21 protein-coding genes and 1 rRNA gene are annotated in these 20,182 nt (G+C 45.3%); 14 read left to right on the plus strand and 8 right to left on the minus strand.

The window, feature by feature from the left end:
- Positions 1-42 precede the first annotated feature (42 nt).
- The gene (gene glpK / locus QUA20_RS01220; RefSeq protein ID WP_333184560.1) at positions 43-1,530 is read right to left on the minus strand and encodes a glycerol kinase GlpK; all 1,488 of its coding nucleotides are present in this window, start codon (positions 1,528-1,530) and stop codon (positions 43-45) included.
- A 100-nt stretch (positions 1,531-1,630) separates the two neighbouring features.
- Here glpK and QUA20_RS01225 point away from each other — a divergent pair, with 100 nt between their 5' ends.
- Positions 1,631-2,215 carry an endonuclease dU gene (locus tag QUA20_RS01225; protein ID WP_333184563.1) on the plus strand — a complete coding sequence of 195 codons (585 nt, stop codon included), beginning with the start codon at positions 1,631-1,633 and terminating at the stop codon, positions 2,213-2,215.
- A gap of 133 nt (positions 2,216-2,348) precedes the next feature.
- Here QUA20_RS01225 and QUA20_RS01230 read toward each other — a convergent pair whose 3' ends face one another.
- Positions 2,349-3,551, minus strand: coding sequence for a hypothetical protein (locus QUA20_RS01230; RefSeq protein ID WP_333184566.1), 1,203 nt, complete (start codon positions 3,549-3,551; stop codon positions 2,349-2,351).
- 813 nt (positions 3,552-4,364) lie between these two features.
- Here QUA20_RS01230 and apcA point away from each other — a divergent pair.
- The 3 genes from apcA (at position 4,365) to QUA20_RS01245 (ending at position 5,974) form a co-directional block, all read left to right on the plus strand.
- Positions 4,365-4,850 (plus strand): allophycocyanin subunit alpha, encoded by a 486-nt coding sequence (gene apcA / locus QUA20_RS01235; protein WP_172190156.1) that lies wholly within the window; start codon positions 4,365-4,367, stop codon positions 4,848-4,850.
- Positions 4,851-5,026: 176 nt separating this feature from the next.
- Positions 5,027-5,512, plus strand: coding sequence for an allophycocyanin subunit beta (gene apcB, locus QUA20_RS01240; protein WP_006634930.1), 486 nt, complete (start codon positions 5,027-5,029; stop codon positions 5,510-5,512).
- Positions 5,513-5,770: 258 nt separating this feature from the next.
- Positions 5,771-5,974, plus strand: a complete 204-nt coding sequence (locus QUA20_RS01245; protein ID WP_006634929.1) for a phycobilisome linker polypeptide — start codon at positions 5,771-5,773, stop codon at positions 5,972-5,974.
- Positions 5,975-6,591: 617 nt separating this feature from the next.
- Here the strand turns inward: QUA20_RS01245 and rrf are convergent.
- The 4 genes from rrf to sufR all read right to left on the minus strand — a co-directional run bounded on the left by rrf (position 6,592) and on the right by sufR (position 8,273).
- Positions 6,592-6,708, minus strand: a 5S ribosomal RNA gene (gene rrf / locus QUA20_RS01250).
- 209 nt (positions 6,709-6,917) lie between these two features.
- The gene (locus tag QUA20_RS01255) at positions 6,918-7,325 is read right to left on the minus strand and encodes a hypothetical protein (protein ID WP_333184571.1); all 408 of its coding nucleotides are present in this window, start codon (positions 7,323-7,325) and stop codon (positions 6,918-6,920) included.
- Between the two features lie 134 nt (positions 7,326-7,459).
- Entirely contained in the window at positions 7,460-7,615 is a 156-nt protein-coding gene (locus QUA20_RS01260) for a hypothetical protein (RefSeq protein ID WP_333184574.1), read from the minus strand.
- Complete coding sequence (gene sufR / locus QUA20_RS01265; protein WP_333184576.1) at positions 7,548-8,273, minus strand: iron-sulfur cluster biosynthesis transcriptional regulator SufR; 726 nt, start codon at positions 8,271-8,273, stop codon at positions 7,548-7,550. The genes QUA20_RS01260 and sufR overlap by 68 nt, the downstream gene beginning before the upstream one ends.
- Positions 8,274-8,461: 188 nt before the next feature.
- On the opposite strand from sufR, the gene sufB reads away from it, so the two are divergent.
- From sufB to QUA20_RS01300, 7 genes are all read left to right on the plus strand, one after another.
- Positions 8,462-9,904 carry a Fe-S cluster assembly protein SufB gene (gene sufB, locus QUA20_RS01270; protein WP_172190154.1) on the plus strand — a complete coding sequence of 481 codons (1,443 nt, stop codon included), beginning with the start codon at positions 8,462-8,464 and terminating at the stop codon, positions 9,902-9,904.
- Between the two features lie 225 nt (positions 9,905-10,129).
- Positions 10,130-10,921, plus strand: a complete 792-nt coding sequence (gene sufC / locus QUA20_RS01275) for a Fe-S cluster assembly ATPase SufC (protein WP_333184578.1) — start codon at positions 10,130-10,132, stop codon at positions 10,919-10,921.
- Positions 10,918-12,282 (plus strand): Fe-S cluster assembly protein SufD, encoded by a 1,365-nt coding sequence (gene sufD / locus QUA20_RS01280; protein ID WP_333184580.1) that lies wholly within the window; start codon positions 10,918-10,920, stop codon positions 12,280-12,282. The genes sufC and sufD overlap by 4 nt, the downstream gene beginning before the upstream one ends.
- A 166-nt stretch (positions 12,283-12,448) precedes the next feature.
- Complete coding sequence (locus QUA20_RS01285; protein ID WP_333184582.1) at positions 12,449-13,711, plus strand: SufS family cysteine desulfurase; 1,263 nt, start codon at positions 12,449-12,451, stop codon at positions 13,709-13,711.
- 114 nt (positions 13,712-13,825) lie between these two features.
- Positions 13,826-14,770, plus strand: a complete 945-nt coding sequence (locus QUA20_RS01290; RefSeq protein ID WP_333184585.1) for a hypothetical protein — start codon at positions 13,826-13,828, stop codon at positions 14,768-14,770.
- A gap of 97 nt (positions 14,771-14,867) precedes the next feature.
- Positions 14,868-15,296 carry an Imm1 family immunity protein gene (locus tag QUA20_RS01295; RefSeq protein ID WP_333184587.1) on the plus strand — a complete coding sequence of 143 codons (429 nt, stop codon included), beginning with the start codon at positions 14,868-14,870 and terminating at the stop codon, positions 15,294-15,296.
- 183 nt (positions 15,297-15,479) lie between these two features.
- Entirely contained in the window at positions 15,480-16,112 is a 633-nt protein-coding gene (locus QUA20_RS01300) for a Uma2 family endonuclease (protein WP_333184589.1), read from the plus strand.
- A 60-nt stretch (positions 16,113-16,172) separates the two neighbouring features.
- Here QUA20_RS01300 and QUA20_RS01305 read toward each other — a convergent pair whose 3' ends face one another.
- Positions 16,173-16,997, minus strand: a complete 825-nt coding sequence (locus QUA20_RS01305) for an NAD-dependent epimerase/dehydratase family protein (RefSeq protein ID WP_333184591.1) — start codon at positions 16,995-16,997, stop codon at positions 16,173-16,175.
- Between the two features lie 134 nt (positions 16,998-17,131).
- On the opposite strand from QUA20_RS01305, the gene QUA20_RS01310 reads away from it, so the two are divergent.
- Positions 17,132-17,983: a DUF1232 domain-containing protein gene (locus tag QUA20_RS01310; protein ID WP_333184594.1), complete on the plus strand. Its 852-nt coding sequence runs from the start codon at positions 17,132-17,134 to the stop codon at positions 17,981-17,983.
- Positions 17,984-18,146: 163 nt separating this feature from the next.
- Here the strand turns inward: QUA20_RS01310 and QUA20_RS01315 are convergent, their stop codons facing one another.
- The gene (locus tag QUA20_RS01315) at positions 18,147-18,461 is read right to left on the minus strand and encodes a zinc ribbon domain-containing protein (protein ID WP_172189370.1); all 315 of its coding nucleotides are present in this window, start codon (positions 18,459-18,461) and stop codon (positions 18,147-18,149) included.
- Positions 18,462-18,825: 364 nt separating this feature from the next.
- Here QUA20_RS01315 and QUA20_RS01320 point away from each other — a divergent pair, with 364 nt between their 5' ends.
- Complete coding sequence (locus QUA20_RS01320) at positions 18,826-19,407, plus strand: hypothetical protein (RefSeq protein WP_172189368.1); 582 nt, start codon at positions 18,826-18,828, stop codon at positions 19,405-19,407.
- Between the two features lie 301 nt (positions 19,408-19,708).
- The gene (locus tag QUA20_RS01325) at positions 19,709-20,182 is read left to right on the plus strand and encodes a TspO/MBR family protein (protein WP_172189366.1); all 474 of its coding nucleotides are present in this window, start codon (positions 19,709-19,711) and stop codon (positions 20,180-20,182) included.

A 20,182-nucleotide genomic window follows, 5' to 3' on the forward strand; every position in this document is an offset into this window, starting at 1 on the left:
TAATGATATCACTAAATACGCATTTTGGGTTAATTCAGCGATTCATTCTTCCCAATCGAATGTGCGGGAAACTGCTTTTTTCCAAAAGCGATATTTTTGCTCGCGAAGTGCGATCGGCATTTTCGGTTCCCAAGTAAAATCCACCGCCCAATTGTCCCGCAATTCGGCTAGCTGACTCCAAAAACCAACCGCCAAACCGGCCGCATAAGCCGCGCCGAGTGCAGTAGTTTCTGCTACCACAGGCCGCACCACAGGCACTCCCAAAACATCGCTTTGAAACTGCATCAGCGTGTGATTTCCCACCATTCCTCCGTCTACTTTTAAAGACAAAAGCTGCACTGCTGAATCCTGATTCATAGCGTCCAATATTTCTCGCGTTTGCCACGCTGTCGCTTCCAATACTGCGCGGGCAATGTGTGCCTTAGTCGCGTAGCGAGTTAAACCTGCAATTACTCCCCGGGCGCTGTCTTTCCAATAGGGCGCGTAGAGTCCAGAAAATGCCGGGACAACGTAAACTCCGCCGCTATCTTCGACTGTATTTGCTAATGTTTCTACTTCCGCAGATGTGTTGATGAGGCCCAAATTGTCCCGCAGCCACTGCACTAAAGCTCCGGCGATCGCAATACTGCCTTCCAAAGCATACACAGCGGGCGATTCTCCCATCTTGTAGGCGACTGTTGTCAGCAACCCGTTTTTTGAACGGACGATCGCCTCACCGGTATTCAGCAGCATAAAACAGCCCGTACCGTAAGTATTTTTCGCCTCCCCGGGACTGAAACAAGTTTGCCCGACGAGGGCTGCTTGCTGATCGCCCAAAGCAGCAGCAATCGGAACACCTGCCAGCAATCCTTTTGCAGTTCCAAAAACTTGACTCGAAGGGCGAATTTCTGGCAGCATTTGGCGGGGAATTGCCATTATTTCCAAAGTTTCGGCATCCCAATCGAGGGTTTGCAAATCCATCAGCATCGTGCGGCTGGCGTTGGTAACATCGGTAATGTGCGCGCCGCCAGTCAGGTGCCAAATCAGAAAAGTATCGACATTGCCAAAAATCGCATCCCCTCGATCTGCAGCTTCCCGCAATCCTGAAATATTGTCCAGCATCCACTTAATTTTCGGCCCGCTGAAATAAGTTGCCAGCGGCAAACCGCATCGTTTTTGAAATCGATCTTTGCCCTCAACTTCAGCTAAGTTTTCGCAAATTTTGTGAGTGCGGGTATCTTGCCAAACAATCGCATTGCCGTAATGATTACCAGTATTTTTGTTCCAAACAATTGCAGTTTCTCGCTGGTTGGCTATACCGAGTGCAGCAATATCTTTCGGGTCGATATTGCCGATTTCGAGGGCATTTTTAATCACGCTTTGGGTGCGCTGCCAAATTTCCTCGGGATTGTGTTCAACCCATCCTGGTTGCGGATAGATTTGCTGGTGTTCTTGTTGGTTGCTGCAAATTATCTGTCCCTGGCGATCGAATATGATAAACCGGGTGCTGGTGGTTCCTTGGTCGATCGCTGCTACGTATTTTTTTGCCAATTGTCTAAAATATGTTTAGTAATGAAGTCTTTAAAGTATATGATACTATATCGAGAAGTCAAATTAATGTCAAAAACTTTAGCTTAGGAAACTCCACAAGTTGAAACTGGCAGATTTGCTCAGACTCGATCGCACAATTAAGGTTATTGGCTTTGACGACGCTCCGTTTTCTCGGACAAGCGGCAGTTTGGTGTCGATCGCGGGCGTAGTCTGCGGGGGAACTCGATTTGAAGGAATGGTGTGGGGACAAGTCCTCCCAGACGGATTAGATGCCACGGATGCTATTTCTGGGCTACTCCTCGGAGGCAAATTTCTGCCGCAATTGCATCTCGTTTTGCTAGACGGAATTGCTTTCGGCGGCTTCAATATTATTGACCTTCCCGAGTTAGCATCGCGGCTGCAAATTCCTTGCGTTGCTGTCATGCGCCGCCAACCAGATTTAGCTGCTGTTGAAAAAGCCCTCCGCCATTTACCAGACTCGGAATACCGTTTAGAATTGTTGCGCCGCGCAGGTAAAATTTACGCTTTTGAACCTTTCTTTTTTCAAGTTTGTGGCGAAAACCCCGAAGTAATTTCGCTGGTGCTTCAGCGTTTGACAGACACTGGGAAAGTTCCTGAAGCTTTGCGTTTAGCTCATTTGATTGGTGCGGCGGTCATTACTGGAGTTAGCGGCAGTTCTGCTTGAATAAGAGCGAATAGAACGGGCAAGATGCCCGTCCCACAAAGAGTAATTTTTTTTGTGGGGTTGGCATCCTGCCCGCCCATGAAAAGCTTATTGTAAATGATGTTATTTGATGAGTTTGTACCTACCTACTTACTTACACAATTTCGCCGTCTAATTCACCGAATTCGATTTGAGTTCCCAACGCCAAAGTTAAGGTACTTTCAGGTTCTACCATTTTTAGATCGCCTTGAATGTCTGTAGCCCACCAAGCGCGATCGGACAAATTTGTCAATCCTAACGAAAGCTCGTTTCTCGATCGAGAAGTGACTATAGCTACAAGACCGTTAGATGCTGCGGCTGTTAAACTCGGTATGTCAGAGGTGAATAGTTGAGTGCCCGCACTCAGAGGAATCACTCGACTGCCTAATTTCAGAGAAAATTGGCTGCTGGTAAAAGAATTTACTGCGGGCTGATCTGGTATAAAGGTAGGCGGAATATTTGTTGGTGTTGGGGCTGGCAAGTCAGAGTTTCCTACTGTAATTGTACAGTTGCCGATTTTCTTTTGGTCGCCAGATCGCAAATAACTCACCGCTCCGCTATCCACATTCTCGCAAACAATTTGACCTGCTTCCAATTGAAACCGCATGGCCAAGGGCGAAACATTAGGAATGCAGATAATAGACAAATTTTCATCACTGCCAAAAGTGATAGGTTCCGAACCCAGAGTGAGAGTGCGATTTGCTCCGGTATCGTAACTAATTACCAGCCAAGCTTTGTTGAACAAAGTTTCGGCTACAACCAACATGATTCCAATCCAAAAACCGATCGCAGCACAGCCAGCTAAACGGCCCGCAGTACCGGATAAATTGTAAGCAAACAGAATAAACAAACAGCCGCCCAAAACTCCTCCAACACCGCCGCCTCCCGTGCCGCGAAGCGCTCCCAAATTAGGAATCCGCTGTGCAAGTCCAAGTCCTAACAAACTGCCAGCTATTCCCCAGCAAATTACTCGCAATAATTCGTTGTTGCCATCGCCAATCCCGCTGTAAATGCCTTCGGCGATCGCCCCAGAAATGGCTCCTGCTATTAAACCAAACAATCCGCCATTTTTTAAAGCCTGTTTAATTTGAGGCTTGCCTTTGATATAGTAATAATAGCCGAACATGATAGCAGCAGCAATGCCACCGCCTACCAGCCCAAACCATCGAGCTGTGGACAATACACTGTCAAAAACAGATTCCGAACCAGTGAGCCCCTGCATGAAAGGTTCGGTGATGAGATTGCCGGCGAAACCGCCGACAGCACCGCTAATGCCAAACTGTAAAGCTTTTTTAAGGGCTGATAGATTTCTTTTCACGGCGCACCAGATTTAAAGTGAGAGTCAAATCTAGCTACAAGCTCGAAAGTCACGATTTCCGATGCTCTGATATCTTGCACCATTATCGAGAACAGGCTTTCCGGTCTGTGAAGCCAAGAGTGAGTTTTCTTGTGGGGTAGACCCCAGAACCCGCCCGTCCAAGACTCATTGAGAATTCTGCAAGATGTGAGACGAGCGCACCTCTCTCCCCTGTCTTGGGCCTGTCTCCCTTCCCTCTCAGGGAAAAGTCTTTGAGCGTTGCGCCGTCGCCCGCCACAAATCCCCCTTAATAATCTATCGCCTGTAACCCTTGCTGCGAGAAAATTATAGCGATTTTTTAATCTGTGAAATTTTAACGCTGAACACCCTAGTGAGGACCCAAATATGAAAAGGAATGTTACAAACTATTACAGTAACACTCAGAATGTGAACATAATGCCTCAAAATACTTGCGAGAGGTAGTTGTGTCAGAGAAGCAATATCCTTACTAACTGCCCGACAGTCACTCGATCGCCACTTAGTGGCCTGCTGCAATCTCGATCAAAAATTAAAGATCGCATCAGTCATTTGTGGTATTCTAAGCGACAGGCTTAGTGCGGGCACTCACAAGCGCACCGGCGTGAAGAACCAGCGCCGTCAAACATCGAAGGTCGCCTCCCGCCCACAACTTTAACGGTTGCTGGCTGTGGAAAGTCCGAGCTTCCCTGTCAAAGCTCTTGCCTGAGCATGAAAGGTACGGGATGCAAGCGCCCGCCGTCGCTCGCTCAGCGCAGAGCAGTTCGTATAGCAAAATATCCAGCGGGTACACACAAGATGAGTATCGTCACCAAATCAATCGTCAACGCAGACGCCGAAGCTCGCTACTTGAGCCCAGGTGAATTAGATCGGATCAAGAGCTTCGTCACCTCTGGTGAACGCCGCGTCCGCATCGCCCAAATTTTGAGCGAATCCCGCGAACGCATCGTCAAGCAAGCAGGCGACCAACTTTTCCAAAAGCGCCCTGATGTTGTTTCTCCCGGCGGCAACGCTTACGGCGAAGAAATGACCGCAACTTGCTTGCGCGACTTGGATTACTACCTGCGTTTGATCACCTACGGAATCGTAGCTGGCGACATTACTCCGATCGAAGAAATCGGTATTGTTGGCGTCCGCGAAATGTACAAATCTCTCGGCACCCCGATTGAAGGCGTCGCCGAAGGCGTTCGCGCTATGAAAAATGCAGCAAGTTCGCTGCTGTCTGGAGAAGATGCTTCCGAAGCTTCCTCTTATTTCGACTACGTTATCGGTGCGATGCAGTAAGGAATTTCGATTTTAGATTGTCGATTTTAGATTGAAGAATTGGGCGTTACTGGTAACAAGCTAAAAGCTTTTGCAAATAACCAGCCTCTTAAAAATCTCAAATCCCAAATCCCAAATCCCAAATTCTAGCTCCAAAATTGGACTGACTCAGCCACTTTCAAGGAAACAAGACAACCATGCAAGACGCAATTACCGCCGTTATCAATTCCTCTGACGTTCAAGGTAAGTACCTCGACATCAGCGCTCTAGACAAGCTCAAGAACTACTTTGCTTCTGGTGAACTGCGCGTCCGCGCCGCTACCGCCATCAGCGCCAATGCAGCTACAATCGTCAAAGAAGCAGTTGCTAAGTCTCTGTTGTACTCTGACGTAACTCGTCCCGGTGGCAATATGTACACCACTCGTCGTTATGCAGCTTGCATCCGCGACTTGGACTACTACCTCCGCTACGCCACCTACGCCATGCTAGCTGGCGACCCTTCCATCCTCGACGAGCGCGTGCTCAACGGTTTGAAAGAAACCTACAACTCCTTGGGCGTGCCCATCGGTTCTACCGTACAAGCAATCCAAGCAATGAAAGAAGTCACCGCTGGTTTGGTCGGTTCTGACGCTGGTAAAGAAATGGGCGTCTATTTCGACTACATCTGCTCTGGCTTGAGCTAAGACTCAGGAAGAAGGAAGAAGGAAGAAGGAAGAAGGAAGAAGAAATAACATTTATTTCTTGCCTCTTTTAACTTTAGACTTGTTACCTTTGGCTTTGAAAAGAGGTCAGGGAAGTTGAGAGTGATTGCTAGACCGTCAAAGGCTTGTCGAGAAAGCCCGACGAGTTTTAACGAGCTAGTTTTGACTCGTAACTCCCTGCCTTCAATCTTTAAAAAATCCATCTAATAATCTGTAAACCTACTCAGGAGTTCGTTTCCCATGAGAATGTTTAAGGTCACTGCTTGCGTCCCAAGTCAAACCCGCATCCGCACTCAGCGCGAATTGCAAAATACCTATTTTACTAAGCTGGTTCCCTACGATAACTGGTTCCGGGAACAGCAAAGAATTATGAAAATGGGCGGCAGAATTATTAAAGTGCAACTGGCTACCGGTAAGCCCGGAGCTAATACAGGTCTACTTTAAGATCCGAAGCTGGATTAGTAGAGGGGTAAGAGGTCGATGGCGACCTCTTTTTTTGTAACTGCTCACCGGAACAGAGTTGGGGTATTGCAAATGATGGCGTTTGGCAAGTATTCACGCTCAATCTGATGGCTCTCTTTCAGATGAGTTAACTTACTCTGCTAGCAATAAATTAAAGAACCCATTTCGGTTAATTGCCCAGGATAAATATCAACAGCATCCTTGGTGGGAGCATTCTCAGAATTGGAAAAGTACGCTCAATAACTTAAGGTTGATAATTGATCCCTATATTTTTTATTGTTTAATCAAACCTTGGCTAGAGGTGTTTGAGATTGCTGGATTGCGACGATGATTGTGCCAATTAATCTACGATCTGAAAGATTTTCGTACTCTTTTTCGTGATGGATTAGTTACGGATTTGGTTGTTGCTTAACTTTATACTACCCCCTAAGTGACAAAAGAGGGATTAGACATCTCCAACCATTCTTGTGGGGAGTAGGGGGTTAGGCATCCTGCCGGCCCAAGACGAACTGTTCTGGAAATGTCGAATAACTAATAATTCACCAAAAAACTAAAGCCCTTTTCCGTTGTTGCGGGAAAAGAGCTTTAGTTTATTATTAACCTGGCACTGAGCTATTTTACCGGGCAGTGACCCGCCGAGTATCTTCGCCATAGCAACGTTTAACAACCGAGTTCGGGATGGATCGGAGTGGTTCCATTACATCATAAGCACCAGGAAAGCTTTGAAAACTTTTAATCCTGTGTCTGCGTTCAGCTTAATGTTAAGCTTGATGCGCTGCATCTCTTTCGCTCGACTTAATTACCTTATCAAGTTTTCCCCACTCTGTCAACCCCTTTGCCAAAAGTTTTTTAAAGGTAGCCCGAAACCGCTGCAATTATCGGGGTTTGAGGCCGAGTTTGCGAGTGTGGCCGATCGACCTTTAACTTACAAGTCCAAAAAAGCCGCCTCGGTTCCCTGTTCTCTGCGAATCTTCCCGTCCTTCACAAACCACGCCACGACCTGCTTAACTGTTAATTGTTCGATCCCGATCTCGGCTTCTGCCGCAATTTGCCTCAAAGGCCGCAAAGACGCCACCACCAAATTCGTAAAAAAGTTTTCAAAACTAGCATCAAGTTCGATCGACTGTTTAATACTCTCATCATTCTTAATCCAATCCATCACCTGCCCATTTGTCACCTCAGACACCGGCAAACCCGTCTCCTCAGCAATTTGCTTCAGCACCCTCAAAGCATAAATTGCCACCCGCGCCGAAAACTTTTCCTTCGACGACAGCAGCGCCATATCAACTTCCGCACACTCTTCCGGCTTTAAAAAATCTGCTAGCGGTTCCATAGTTATTAGTTACTTGTTATTTGTTATTTGTTATTGGTAATCGGTAAAAACATCTATCCGTGCATCCGTGTCAAAAGCCGTATCGTGCTGTTGGTAATCGGTAAAAGCAAAAAATACCCATCCATGTATCCGTGTCAAAATCCGTGTAGTGCTGTCGGTAATTGGTAATTAGTAAAAACACCCATCCGTGTATCCGTGTCAAAATCCGTGTAATGCCTTCCCTCATCCTTCTTCCTTCTTCCTTCTTCCTTCTTCCTTCTTCCTTCTTCCTTCTTCCTTCCTTCTTGCAATCAAATAACCGCAGCGGTGTTCCCCATTAATAATCCAGTGAGTCCGCTCCACAATACAATCCGGCAAAACCCCTGCAAACATTTCCAACTCATTGCCACACACACTCGGAAAAGTTTCAGCAACATTAGAAATCGCGCAGTTGTGTTCCATCAACACAAATCGATCGCCTAAACCAGCGCGATCGCACATCCCCACCTCTACAGATTCTACAGGATAACACTCAGCCATATAACCTTCAGCCCTGCGGAGTTCCACCAACTTAGTCACCCGTTCTTGCAGCGAACCCGTACCCACTAGCCGCCGGTAGTCCGTAGCCTTGCGCTGCCACTGTTTTCGCAGGATAGTAATTACTTGCTCGCGGCCGACGGTTTCCGCCAAAGTATCCAAGAAAGAGACTGCAAAATCACCGTAACGATTGGGGAATCGATCGCGCCCCAGACTGGTAAGCTCATAAATGTGCTGCGGCCGCCCCATCCCAGCCTGAACTGACTGATACTGAATCAGCCCCTCCGCTTCCAAATCCTTCAAGTGACGGCGAATTGCCTGCGGGCTGATATCCAAAGACTCCGCCAACTCAAGAGCCGTCCCCTGCCCCCCCTTGAGCAAATATTCCAGGATGTCTTGTTTCGTGGAAGTCTGCTGAGTAGTCTCCATCATCTTCACAAAAAATTATTAATTTGACTTTGACAATATCACTATTGTTAATGTAGCTTAAAATATAGTAAAGCAACAAAATTGTTGTTTAACTTCCAAGAGCAGTCCAGCAGAACTCGCTCAAGCCGAGACAGGCATTGCCCCGTCTGCCATCCAGAGAGCATTATCTAGAACACTGAACACGCAAAATAATGAGTTCTACCACAGTCAAAACCTTAGTCAACCAGCCCTACAAATACGGTTTCGTCACCGACATCGAGTCAGACACCATCCCCCGCGGCTTGAGCGAAGATGTAGTCCGCCTGATTTCCGCCAAGAAAAACGAACCGGAATTCATGCTGCAATTCCGCCTCAAAGCATATCGGCAGTGGTTGAAAATGACCGAGCCCACTTGGCCCCACGTCAACTATCCCGCGATCGACTACCAACAAATTATCTACTATTCCGCGCCCAAACAAAAGCCCAAAAAGCTCAACAGTTTGGACGAAGTTGATCCGACACTGCTAGAAACCTTCGAGAAACTCGGTATTCCCCTATCCGAACAAAGGCGGCTCGGAAATGTTGCCGTCGATGCCGTTTTCGACAGCGTTTCAATTGCCACAACATTTAGAGAAAAGTTAGCCAAAGACGGCGTTATATTCTGTTCCATCTCAGAAGCCGTCAAAGATTATCCCGAACTAATAGAAAAATATCTTGGCAGCGTCGTACCAGTCGGCGATAACTTTTTCGCAGCCCTCAACTCCGCCGTATTCAGCGACGGTTCCTTTGTTTACATTCCCAAAGGCGTCAAATGCCCAATGGAATTGTCAACATATTTCCGTATCAACAACGGAGATTCCGGCCAGTTCGAGCGCACCCTAATTGTTGCAGAAGAAAACAGCTCAGTTTCTTACCTGGAAGGCTGCACCGCGCCAATGTTTGACACCAACCAACTGCACGCCGCCGTCGTGGAATTGGTAACAATGGACAATGCCGATATTAAATACTCCACAGTGCAAAACTGGTACGCCGGCGACGCCAACGGCAAAGGTGGCATTTACAACTTCGTGACGAAACGGGGTTTGTGTCAGGGAGTTAATTCTAAAATTTCTTGGACACAAGTAGAAACCGGTTCCGCGATTACTTGGAAATATCCCAGTTGCGTGTTAGTCGGCGACAACTCTGTGGGCGAATTCTACTCGGTAGCGCTGACAAATAACCAACAGCAAGCTGACACCGGAACCAAAATGATCCACGTTGGTAAAAATACTCGCAGCACGATTATTTCTAAGGGAATTTCGGCGGGAAATTCATCCAACAGCTATCGCGGTTTGGTGAAAATGGGGCCTAATGCTAAAGGCTCTCGCAATTACTCTCAGTGCGATTCCATGCTGATTGGCGACAATGCTCAAGCGAATACTTTCCCTTACATTCAAGTGCAGAACCACACTGCTAAAGTGGAACACGAAGCTTCTACTTCTAAGATTGGGGAAGAGCAATTGTTCTTCTTCGCACAGCGGGGAATTTCCGCAGAAAATGCTATTTCGATGATGATTAGCGGTTTCTGTAAAGATGTTTTCAATCAGTTACCGATGGAATTTGCGGCGGAAGCTGATAAGCTGTTGAGTCTGAAGCTGGAAGGAAGTGTCGGGTAGAAGGAAGAAGGAAGAAGGAAGAAGGAAGAAAATATTTTGGCGGGCTAGAAACCATCGTTACCAGGCTCTGCCTGGTAACGCATATCTAGAGGCTCTGCCTCACATTTCTCTCTCGCGTTTCCAACGAGGCAGAGCCTCGCGACACGCATTCCTAGGCAGAGCCTAGGAACGAAAAGAACGAGAAGAAAAAGCTGTAAAGTGCATTGAGGAAAAGGAAAAAAATAGATGATTGTAGAAAATAGTCAAGTGGTGCTATCCGTCCGCGATTTAACTGCGAATGTGGAAGATACCCAAATCCTGAAGGGTTTGAATCTGGAAATAAAATCGGGTGAAATTCACGCGATTATGGGGCCGAACGGTTCGGGAAAAAGCACTTTATCCAAGATATTAGCGGGCCATCCTGCTTATACGGTAACGGGCGGAGAAGTTAATTTTTTGGGTCAAAATTTGCTGGAATTACCGCCGGAAGAACGTTCATTGGCTGGCGTCTTCCTAGCGTTCCAATATCCGTTAGAAATTCCCGGCGTTAGCAATCTGGATTTCTTGCGCGTGGCTTACAATTCTCACCGCAAACATCGCGGCTTGGAAGAATTGGATGCTTTTGATTTTCAAGATTTAATCGAGGACAAGCTGGATATTGTCAAGATGAATGATTCTTTTTTAGGCCGCAGCGTAAATGAGGGTTTTTCCGGTGGCGAGAAAAAGCGGAATGAAATTTTGCAAATGGCGCTGTTGGAACCGAAGTTAGCTATTTTAGATGAGACTGATTCGGGTTTGGATATCGATGCTCTCAAGATTGTCGCCGGCGGTGTGAATCAGTTGTCAAATGCTGAAAATTCGATGTTGGTGATTACTCACTATCAGCGGTTGCTGAATTACATTATTCCTGATTTTATTCACGTCATGGAAGCCGGTAGAATTATCTTGACTGGCCCGAAAGAGTTGGCGCTGGAATTGGAAGAGCGCGGTTATGACTGGGTGGTGGAAGAGGAAGCAGCAGGAGTAGGCGCGCGATGATGAATACGCAAGTTGCTAGTAGGGAAATGTTTTTGACTGATTTGGTGAATCAGTGCGGCAAGTTGGGCGCAGCTAATAACGAAAGTTCTGCTTACGGGTTGCAGGATTTGCGGGATGCGGCGACTGAATACGTTCTTTCTTCGAGTTTTCCGACGGTGAGGGATGAAGAATGGCGCTTTACTGATTTGTCGTCGGTGTTGCAAATTCCTTTTCATATACCCCAGAGCAATCAGTCAAAAGTTAAGTTGGCTGATATCATTATGCCAGTGAAAAATCGGGATGATTTACCATTAAGATTGGTATTTGTCAACGGTTTTTATGCGCCGGATTTGTCAACGGTGGAGTCGTCGGTTTTGCCGAATTTGCCGTTAGCGGAGTCCTCGAAGAGGATCGACTTTTACGCAGGTAATCTATCTAATGTGCCCGAAAAATATCAAGGACGCATCAGCGATGTTTTGAGCAAGCACAGACAGCAAACCGAGGTGTTTACCGCGCTGAATACTGCGGGTTTGGCGGATTCTGCGGTGGTGTTCGTGCCGGCCAATATGTCGATCGACCTTCCGATTCACTTGCTGTTCCTGACAGCACCAGGTGCATCTCCCACGATGTCCCAGCCGCACTGCTTGGTCATAGCTGAGCCTGGAAGCAATGTGACGCTGGTTGAGGATTACGCAACTATCGGTAATGTCCCTGCATTTACGAATGCTGTAACGGATGTTGTTGTCGGCGAAAACGCCACTGTGAATCACGTTCGGCTTCAGCGGGAAGGTGGAGAGGTTGTTCATATCGGCAAAAGTGCGATCGAACAATCTCGTAATAGCCGTTACACTTGCCATGCTATCAGCTTGGGCGGCAAAATATCGCGGCACAATTTAGAAGTATTTCAGCGCGGCGAAGCCACTGAAACAACTTTAAACGGCTTAAGCGTAGCCTTTGGGGAACAGTTGGCGGACACTCACAGTTTAATCGATTTTAATTACCCCCACGGTACAAGTCGCCAATTGCACAAGTGCATTGTCGGCAACAAAGCTCGCGCTGTATTTAACGGCAAAGTTTTCGTTCGCAAAGCCGCACAATTGACAGATGCCGGACAGTTGAGCCGGAATTTGTTGCTGTCGCCGAGAGCTCGCGTAGATACCAAACCGCAGTTGGAAATTGTCGCCGACAACGTTAAATGTTCCCACGGTGCAACTGTCAGCCAGTTAGAAGATGATGAGCTTTTCTACTTGCAAAGTCGCGGTTTGGATTTAGAAAGAAGCCGCTATTTGCTAATCGATGCTTTTGCAGCAGAAATTCTCAATCTGTTGCCAATTATTGGCGTGGCGAAAATGCTTTCTACCTGTGTGGCTATTCAAGAATAACTCATAAAGATGAGGACACAGAGGACACAGCAGTGCTGTGTCCCTACAACATCTTGCACCATTTTTAACAACCTGTAGGGGCGGGTTTCACGAATAATAATTGCCTAAAACCAACAATTTCGTAAACCCGCCCCCACCCAACGACAAATCATTAACTTCAAAAATTATGACACTTATTCAAGAAAAAACACTTGCATCAAAAGTTCGCGGCGACTTCCCAATTTTGAATGAAAAAGTAAATGGCAAACCGCTAGTTTATTTAGACAATGCAGCTACTTCTCAAAAACCCCTAGCTGTGCTCAACGCTTGGCGTGATTACTACGGACAATACAATGCAAACGTGCACCGCGGCGCTCACACTCTCAGTGCCAAAGCGACAGATGCTTACGAAGGTGCTAGAGACAAAGTTGCGGCGTTTGTAAATGCCGCGTCGCGGCAAGAAATTGTTTACACTCGCAACGCTACTGAAGCGATTAATTTGGTTGCTTATTCTTGGGGTTTGAGCACTCTCCAAGCCGGAGATGAAATTATCCTGTCGGTAATGGAACACCACAGCAATCTCGTTCCCTGGCAAATGATTGCTCAAAGAACCGGTGCGGTGCTGAAGTTTGTCGAGTTAACGGAAACTAACGAGTTTGATTTGGAACAGTTTAAAACGCTGATTTCCCATAAAACTAAATTGGTGTCAACCGTTCACGTTTCTAATACTTTGGGCTGCATCAGTCCAATCAAAGAAATCTGCAAAATTGCCCACAGTTTCGGCGCCAGAGTTTTAATAGATGCTTGCCAAAGCGTGCCGCACATGATAGTAGATGTGCAAGCAATAGATTGCGATTGGCTGGTTGCTTCCGGTCACAAAATGTGCGCTCCGACTGGCATCGGTTTTCTGTACGGTAAACTGGACTTGCTGAGAGAAATGCCTCCGTTTTTCGGCGGCGGCGAGATGATTGCTGACGTGTTTCTCGATTATTCAACCTATGCCGATTTGCCGCACAAATTTGAGGCCGGCACGCCTGCAATCGGCGAGGCGATCGCCCTTGGTGCAGCAATCGATTATCTTAGTAACATTGGCATGGATAAGATTCACGCTTGCGAAGCAGAATTGACTGCTTATATGTTCCAACAATTGCGGCAAATTCCAGAAATCAAAATTTACGGGCCGCAGCCAGACAGCAACGGCGAAGGTAGGGCAGCTTTGGCGGCATTTACTGCGGGAGAAATTCACCCTCAAGACTTGTCTACCTTGTTAGATCAGGAGGGAGTCGCGATTCGTTCCGGGCATCACTGCACGCAAGCTTTGCACCGCTATTTGAACGTTTCATCTACGGCGCGGGCGAGTTTGTATTTTTACAATACTCGCGAGGAGATTGATGTGTTTGTCAAAGCGTTGAAAGAGACGATCGACTTTTTTGGTGGGATTATGGGGTAAGTTTGTGGGGTGGGTATTTGCCCACCTTGTTAGAACATGGTTTGCCTTTGCCTAGCGCAATATCTCGTGAAAATAGTTGAGTATTATAGTTTAATAATACCACCACTAAAAAACATGAATCAATATCCTATTATCCTCATGCCCGACCCTGTTATTCAAGCTATGGATGCAGTTCCATTCACATGGAAATTTAGTGAACCAAAACCTTTACCTCCTAGTTATAAGCCTCAACCAATTGATGTACTTTTGTTTTTTTATAAATCTCTTCCATTAATTATTCCTTTTGCAACTATCGGTCTGATTGCCAGTAGAAATATTGTCGTTAGTTTCTATATTTCTGTAGGTGGAATTTTGGTTACTGCCTTAAACTTCGGGCAACAACAAATGTATTATTTACGAACACTTAATCGATACAAACAACAAATGTGCGATTATAAAGATTTGTTGGCAGAATGGCAAAAGCGTGAGAGTCAGCATAAACGGCAGATAGCAGAATCCCAAAAACCTGAAAAAATAAAACAGTATCGCTATCAGATAATTAAAGACATTATCATAAAAACCGTCCCTCCTGATGGTAGAATTGTCAGTACAAAGTCTCAGTGGCTTGAAAGTAAGTTTTATAAGAACTTACAGCAATTATTTCAAGATAAAATTTATAACAATTTAATTATCCAAAAATCCCAATCCTATCAACCTTACTGTATAGAAATTTCTTATTTTGATAAGTTAACAAATTTACGTATTGATATAACAATTGATAAACCTTATCACGATGAAAGCGGCGAGCCTAAAAATTACGAAGTGATTGTCCAAGAAAATCAGCGCCATCAACTATTTTTAGAAAAAGGATGGATAGTAATTAGATTTGCTGAGGAGCAAGTAGTCTGTTGGCCACAAAGCTGTTGTCGGGTAATAGCCGAAGTAATCAATCAAATAATAGGTACACCACTTCCCGATGAATTGACAACTGTAGAAACTTTACGACCTATCCAGCAATGGAATGAATTTGAAGCACGACAAATGGCACTGGAACGCTATCGAGATAATTATTTAATCTAGCGATCGCCCTTTTTTTGACTGCAGATGAAGGCAGATGAACACGGATGAACGCGGATGAAGAAGAGAGCGATCGCACCCCAAATAGAAGGAGGCAATAATGTTTGTGTTAAACCTATCAGCAGAAAATTGGGTTGGCAACCAGGAGGAAGGTGATTTAATAGAAAGTCCTACTTGGAGTCAAATAGAACAAGCCATTCGCGAGTTAGATGGGAAAAGTAAAACTTTAGTTACCTTGGGTGCAGATGACGAGTGTTATATGAGCATTGGTAGCGGCGAATCCGGCAAATATATTGTTAACGTAACTTTTGATAACGTTAGCTTCCATAATTTAGTAGATCCATCAAAACCAGATGCAATAGAAAAGCTAGTTATCGGCGGACAAGAAGGTAATTATTCTGCCAGGATGTGTGTAAATTTAGAGACGGCACTGTTGGCAGCTCAAACATTTATAGTATCAGGAGAACTTCAAAGATCACTGTCTTGGGAAGAAGAGAAAGAATTAGCGGTGTCATTAAATAATATTTAACACAACATAAGTGAAGTCCGATCGCTCTTTCTTCATCCGCGTTCCTCCGCATCTATCCGCCTGCATCTGCGGTAAAAAAAAGACCGGGAAGCACAGCTATCCCGTAAAAAATCGCCCATTTCATAGTATCGGGGCCTGTGGTAAAAGAAAACTAGAGTTTTCTCAGCTCAAGGAGATTTTGAGATGATTGCTACTACTTCAAGTCTAGCCGAACAGAGAAGACTGCTAGAAAACATTAGCTGGCAAACCTTTGAAAGCTTGCTCAAAGAAATAGGCGATAAGCGAGGTTATCGCATAGCTTACCATGAGGGTATGCTAGAAATCATGACTCCTTCATACCTTCATGAAATTTATAAACTTCACTTTCATCGTTTCATTTTCATTTTAGCAGAAGAACTCGACATTGAAATTAAAAGTGCTGGCTCAACTACTCTCAAACTCAAAAATGCCAAAAAAGGCATAGAACCAGATAACTGTTATTATATCCAAAATGAAGCAGCAGTTAGAGGCAGGCAAGAACTAGATTTAGAAACTGCCCCACCGCCCGACTTAGCAATTGAAATAGATATTACCAGCAGTTCAATTGATAAGTTTGCCATTTACTCCGCACTTCGCGTCCCGGAACTCTGGCTATATAACGGGCGAGTTTTGAAATTTTATCAGTTGGTAGAAACTGAATATATTGAGCGCGACTTTAGTATTGCTTTTCCCTTTGTATCGGTAGCAGAAATGGCTGGGTTTTTCACTCGCACTCAAACGATAGGAGAAATTGCTTTGCTGAAATCCTTTAGAACTTGGGTTAAAGGGAAAATCTAAAATTCTCTAGCAAGGTGCGCAGTGCGCACCCTACATAATTAGGTGCTGCGCCCAGGACTATTAAAACTCCCTAATTTCAGGATGGATAAACTGATAACCAGCCGCCTTAATCTTTAGATTCGACACCCTAGCATTATAAGGCCGCACACTAGGACTTCCATCCCAAGAAACTTTAGGCAAATTGTGAGATTCAAAAATGCGATCGAGCAATTCACCACTAGATAGCGATACATCGCCAACTAAATTATAAATTCCCTGTAATCGATTTTCCAAAGCAAATGTTAACCCCCCAACAACATCATCGCGATGCACCCAATTAGTAGCATCTTCCCCCCTACCAGGACGAGTGTTCCCAGCCGAACGTCCAAAGATTTTAACTAATTCTCGCCCCGGCCCATAAATTCCTCCCAAACGGAGAATGCAGACGTGAAGATTGGGACTAGATGCTGCTAATAAAATCCGTTCCGTTTCTGCTAGAATTTCACTGTTTGGATTAGCCGGCGCAACGGGTGAATCTTCATTTACCAATTCACCTTGGCGATCGCCATACACAGAATAAGTACCCGTATAAATAACCTGCTTTACTGTCGGTATCTGCTGTAAAACCGATACTAAAGTTGTCGCAGTCTCTAAATAACTCTCCCGATAAGCCTGAGAATTTGGAGCACCTACGCACAGCATAACAGCATCTTGTTCTTGCAATACAGCGGTCATTGCCTCTGTGTCATTTCCTTTGAGCACGGCTACCCGCTGCGCGACACCCTCCAATTCAACTACTCGCGTCGCCGTCGTAGTTGTCGCCGTCACAGTACAATCCGATTTGCCGCGTAAATGTTTGGCTGTCGCAGTACCCACATAGCCGCAGCCGACGATCGCAACTTTCATAAAAAATTCTCCATTGTGTCATCCTCTCTAAAATTATTGCCTGTTTCCGCAGCCCTTGAATGCGAGTGCCGAAATCATTTCGATCTGAGTTTTGTGGTAAAATGCAAAGCGTCGTTATCAATCGGAGTAGCATCATGTCCGAGAGAGATATTTTTGCCACATCCTCAGAAAGCGAACTTTTAGCTTTTTATGGTTCTTTATTTGCGATCGCAGCCGCCGATGGTTCCGTTGATATTGACGAACTAGATTTGTTGTTTAAAACCATAAATTTAGACAAATTTTCTGACTCTGCAAAGACTCAAATCCAATCCTACACAGCCACTCCCCCTTCACTCAGCGACTGTTTGCAAACACTCAGCCACTCAGAAGAACCGCTGCGTTTGGGAGTCATGTATTTTTTAATCAACATTGCTGGGGCAAATAAGACGCTGCATCCCGGAGAAAGCGAGGCGATCCAATCCGCAAAAAAACTGCTGGCGGTTTCCGACTTGCAAATCCAAGCCATGCAGGAATTCATCGCAGAAATGAAACAAATACGGGAGGGCGCGCCTAATAAAAATCAGGCATCAGCATCTTTTAATTCTGCTGTTTCCCAGCTCAAAAATAAGGGCATCCCTCTCGATTTAATTGACCAAAAAATAACCACGACTAACCTCAGTGATTCTAATATAAAATACTCCGATGAAAGTTTTTGGGTTAAACTTAAAAAGTTTGCTTTAACCGCAGGAAGAGAAGTAGTTGAAAAAGCTTTGATTCTCTACTATACGGCTCAGAACCCAAACGTGCCTGCTTGGGCAAAAGGAGTTGTAGTTGGAGCTCTGACTTATTTTATATCTCCTGTGGATGCGATTCCAGATCTATTAGTCGGCATCGGATTTACCGACGATTTGGGAGTTTTGCTGGCTGCAATAGCTACTGTTTCAGTCTACATTAATGCTGATACTAAAGAACAAGCCCAATACAAAATGAAAGATTGGTTTGGCTAATAATATTATGTCCGGTCGCTGGTATTGTTTCCCTCTGCATCGGCATAATACGATCTGAATAATATAGCACTTTTCAATCGGATAAAAGGCACGACACGGCACTGCCGTGTCCCTACCCAATATCTGTAATTCACCCAACTGAAAACTTGATTATTGTGGGTTTTCAGTCTTTAATCGGCTTGCCATCTCGATTGACAATACGGCTTTCACCGTCCTTAGCCGTGACATTTTCATAAACCCCTTCATCCCGCTTCACGTACTTGCTGAAACCCGAATTTTTATAATCGGTGTCGGATGTCGGCTTCATCAACCTCGGAGCGCTCAGCAGCCGGCGTACCGGAGCATCTGCGGGAGTCTCCCCGGGTTCGCACTTAGCCAACTCGCACAGTTGACCCCAAGTCGAAACTTCCAGGTTCATGCTGTGCGAAACTTCTAACTTCTGGTTGTTTTTGGGACAAAAATAATCGTATACAGGCATACTAAGAATCTCGTTTGCAACTACTAAAATTACTAATTGCACGGTAATTGAGAATATTATAGCTCAACATTACTAAAATTTCCAGCTAAAAAATCAAACTTTACTATTTTTAACGGTTGTTAAAACCTTAAATCAGCTATATTATTAACCCTGTGTGCTTGCTCCCGGATGCGATCGAGACAAAGCCCAAAAGTACCCTGAAATCCTCTGACTCCATCTAACGATCGCACGATCGAGGGCTAGCAAATGCCCGCAAGACTTCCGTGAATGCCGTCAAACGATCGATCGTCATTTTCAGACTGTACGCAAATCACAGATTCTAAGTTTCAATTTTATTTATTTACTCACCAGCGAGGATTTACCGATGAGCGATTTCAAAGTTACGCCAGAAGTAGAGCTGAACACAGCTCAAATGTTGGAGCGATACCAACTGCAAGATGAGACAAATCTGCGGCGTTGGGCAAAACTGCACGGCATCAACAGCACTCGCGGTTTCTTCTATCCCAGCGAAGTAGATTTGATGGATCACGCTCACCACCATATTTACAATTTGGGAATGAGCATTGCTGACTACCAAAGTCTTTTAGACCGGCGCCGCACTAATTCCAAGACATCAGGCGACCAAAATAAAACAGTAGCAAGTCAAGTTGCTGACGAAGCATACGATGCCATAGAAACCCTGACCGAGCAGTATGCTGAAGCTATTGATTTAATGGGAGAACGTATAGCAGACCATTTCATAGATGAACTCGATTTATCTGTGATGCGGCACCTTTCTAAAAAAGTGCAAGACCGCCGCACTCTCAACGGTCAAACTAAAAAGCCTAACCGTTTTCTCCAAGTGATTAAAGCCGTGTTGCAACCGAGCAGCGAAAATACGCTTTTGGTTCCCAAAAAAGAGGATGACTCTAGTTTAGAATTAGAACAGCATCATCGGCTCGGCTAGTAGCCGATTGTTTTGAAAGACTAAGAAACTTTTTGTCAAAATTACTGGTCAAATTTACTGAAAATCCTGCCCGAACCCTCCCCTTGTCAAGGGGAGGGAGCAAGACTCACATTTTTTATATTATGAAGTGGAATTGAAGAAAATAACTTGAGGTTTCCCAGAAGTCTAAATTACTTTTCAACTGATGTTGGGTGTCGCGACTGATCCCAACCTAATATAACTAGGGACAGATTGCGCGATCGCCAAAATTAGAGATAATATCTGCTGAATTGAACCTGTCAACCTCGCCCAAGGTAAAGAAATGATTAAATCCTGGATGGTAATCGGAGGCGTCGCCTTTGTAGTAGCTTTAGCCGCTAACATAATCGCGCCCAGCGACATCCAATGGTTCAACCGCTTGCAGCGTCCGAGATGGCTAGTATTTGAAAAAGCAATTCCCCTAATTTGGACAGTAATTTTTATTTGTGCAGCTTGGTCAGCAGTGATTGTTTGGGAAAAAGAACCCGGAACTCAGGAGACTTGGCTGAGAATGGGTTTGTACCTGCTTTTAGAAATAGTGACTATTTCTTACACGCCCGTTATGTGCAAATTGCGTAGCCTAAAAGTCGGCACAATAATCGGCGGAACGGGCGCTATTTTAAGCGTAATACTAGCTTTAATTGTGTTGCAAGTTTCGGAGCCCGCAGCCCTGTTATTGCTGCCTTACATACTTTGGAGTCCGATCGGCACTTACACCACTTGGGCAATGATGCACCTAAATCCGGCGGATGTTTAG

Origin of the sequence: Microcoleus sp. Pol7_A1, from assembly GCF_036701085.1 — a bacterium.
Taxonomy (GTDB): domain Bacteria; phylum Cyanobacteriota; class Cyanobacteriia; order Cyanobacteriales; family Microcoleaceae; genus Microcoleus; species Microcoleus asticus.

Bases quoted from the DNA above. Each gene is read 5' to 3' on its own strand.
- apcA (WP_172190156.1), top strand. From the start codon at position 4,365: ATGAGTATCGTCACCAAATCAATCGTCAACGCAGACGCCGAAGCTCGC.
- QUA20_RS01255 (WP_333184571.1), bottom strand. From the start codon at position 7,325: ATGGAACCGCTAGCAGATTTTTTAAAGCCGGAAGAGTGTGCGGAAGTT.
- QUA20_RS01295 (WP_333184587.1), top strand. From the start codon at position 14,868: ATGTTTGTGTTAAACCTATCAGCAGAAAATTGGGTTGGCAACCAGGAG.
- sufD (WP_333184580.1), top strand. From the start codon at position 10,918: ATGATGAATACGCAAGTTGCTAGTAGGGAAATGTTTTTGACTGATTTG.
- sufB (WP_172190154.1), top strand. From the start codon at position 8,462: ATGAGTTCTACCACAGTCAAAACCTTAGTCAACCAGCCCTACAAATAC.
- QUA20_RS01290 (WP_333184585.1), top strand. From the start codon at position 13,826: ATGAATCAATATCCTATTATCCTCATGCCCGACCCTGTTATTCAAGCT.
- QUA20_RS01325 (WP_172189366.1), top strand. From the start codon at position 19,709: ATGATTAAATCCTGGATGGTAATCGGAGGCGTCGCCTTTGTAGTAGCT.
- QUA20_RS01310 (WP_333184594.1), top strand. From the start codon at position 17,132: ATGTCCGAGAGAGATATTTTTGCCACATCCTCAGAAAGCGAACTTTTA.
- QUA20_RS01315 (WP_172189370.1), bottom strand. From the start codon at position 18,461: ATGCCTGTATACGATTATTTTTGTCCCAAAAACAACCAGAAGTTAGAA.
- QUA20_RS01300 (WP_333184589.1), top strand. From the start codon at position 15,480: ATGATTGCTACTACTTCAAGTCTAGCCGAACAGAGAAGACTGCTAGAA.
- QUA20_RS01245 (WP_006634929.1), top strand. From the start codon at position 5,771: ATGAGAATGTTTAAGGTCACTGCTTGCGTCCCAAGTCAAACCCGCATC.
- QUA20_RS01285 (WP_333184582.1), top strand. From the start codon at position 12,449: ATGACACTTATTCAAGAAAAAACACTTGCATCAAAAGTTCGCGGCGAC.
- sufR (WP_333184576.1), bottom strand. From the start codon at position 8,273: ATGATGGAGACTACTCAGCAGACTTCCACGAAACAAGACATCCTGGAA.
- QUA20_RS01320 (WP_172189368.1), top strand. From the start codon at position 18,826: ATGAGCGATTTCAAAGTTACGCCAGAAGTAGAGCTGAACACAGCTCAA.
- apcB (WP_006634930.1), top strand. From the start codon at position 5,027: ATGCAAGACGCAATTACCGCCGTTATCAATTCCTCTGACGTTCAAGGT.
- sufC (WP_333184578.1), top strand. From the start codon at position 10,130: ATGATTGTAGAAAATAGTCAAGTGGTGCTATCCGTCCGCGATTTAACT.
- QUA20_RS01305 (WP_333184591.1), bottom strand. From the start codon at position 16,997: ATGAAAGTTGCGATCGTCGGCTGCGGCTATGTGGGTACTGCGACAGCC.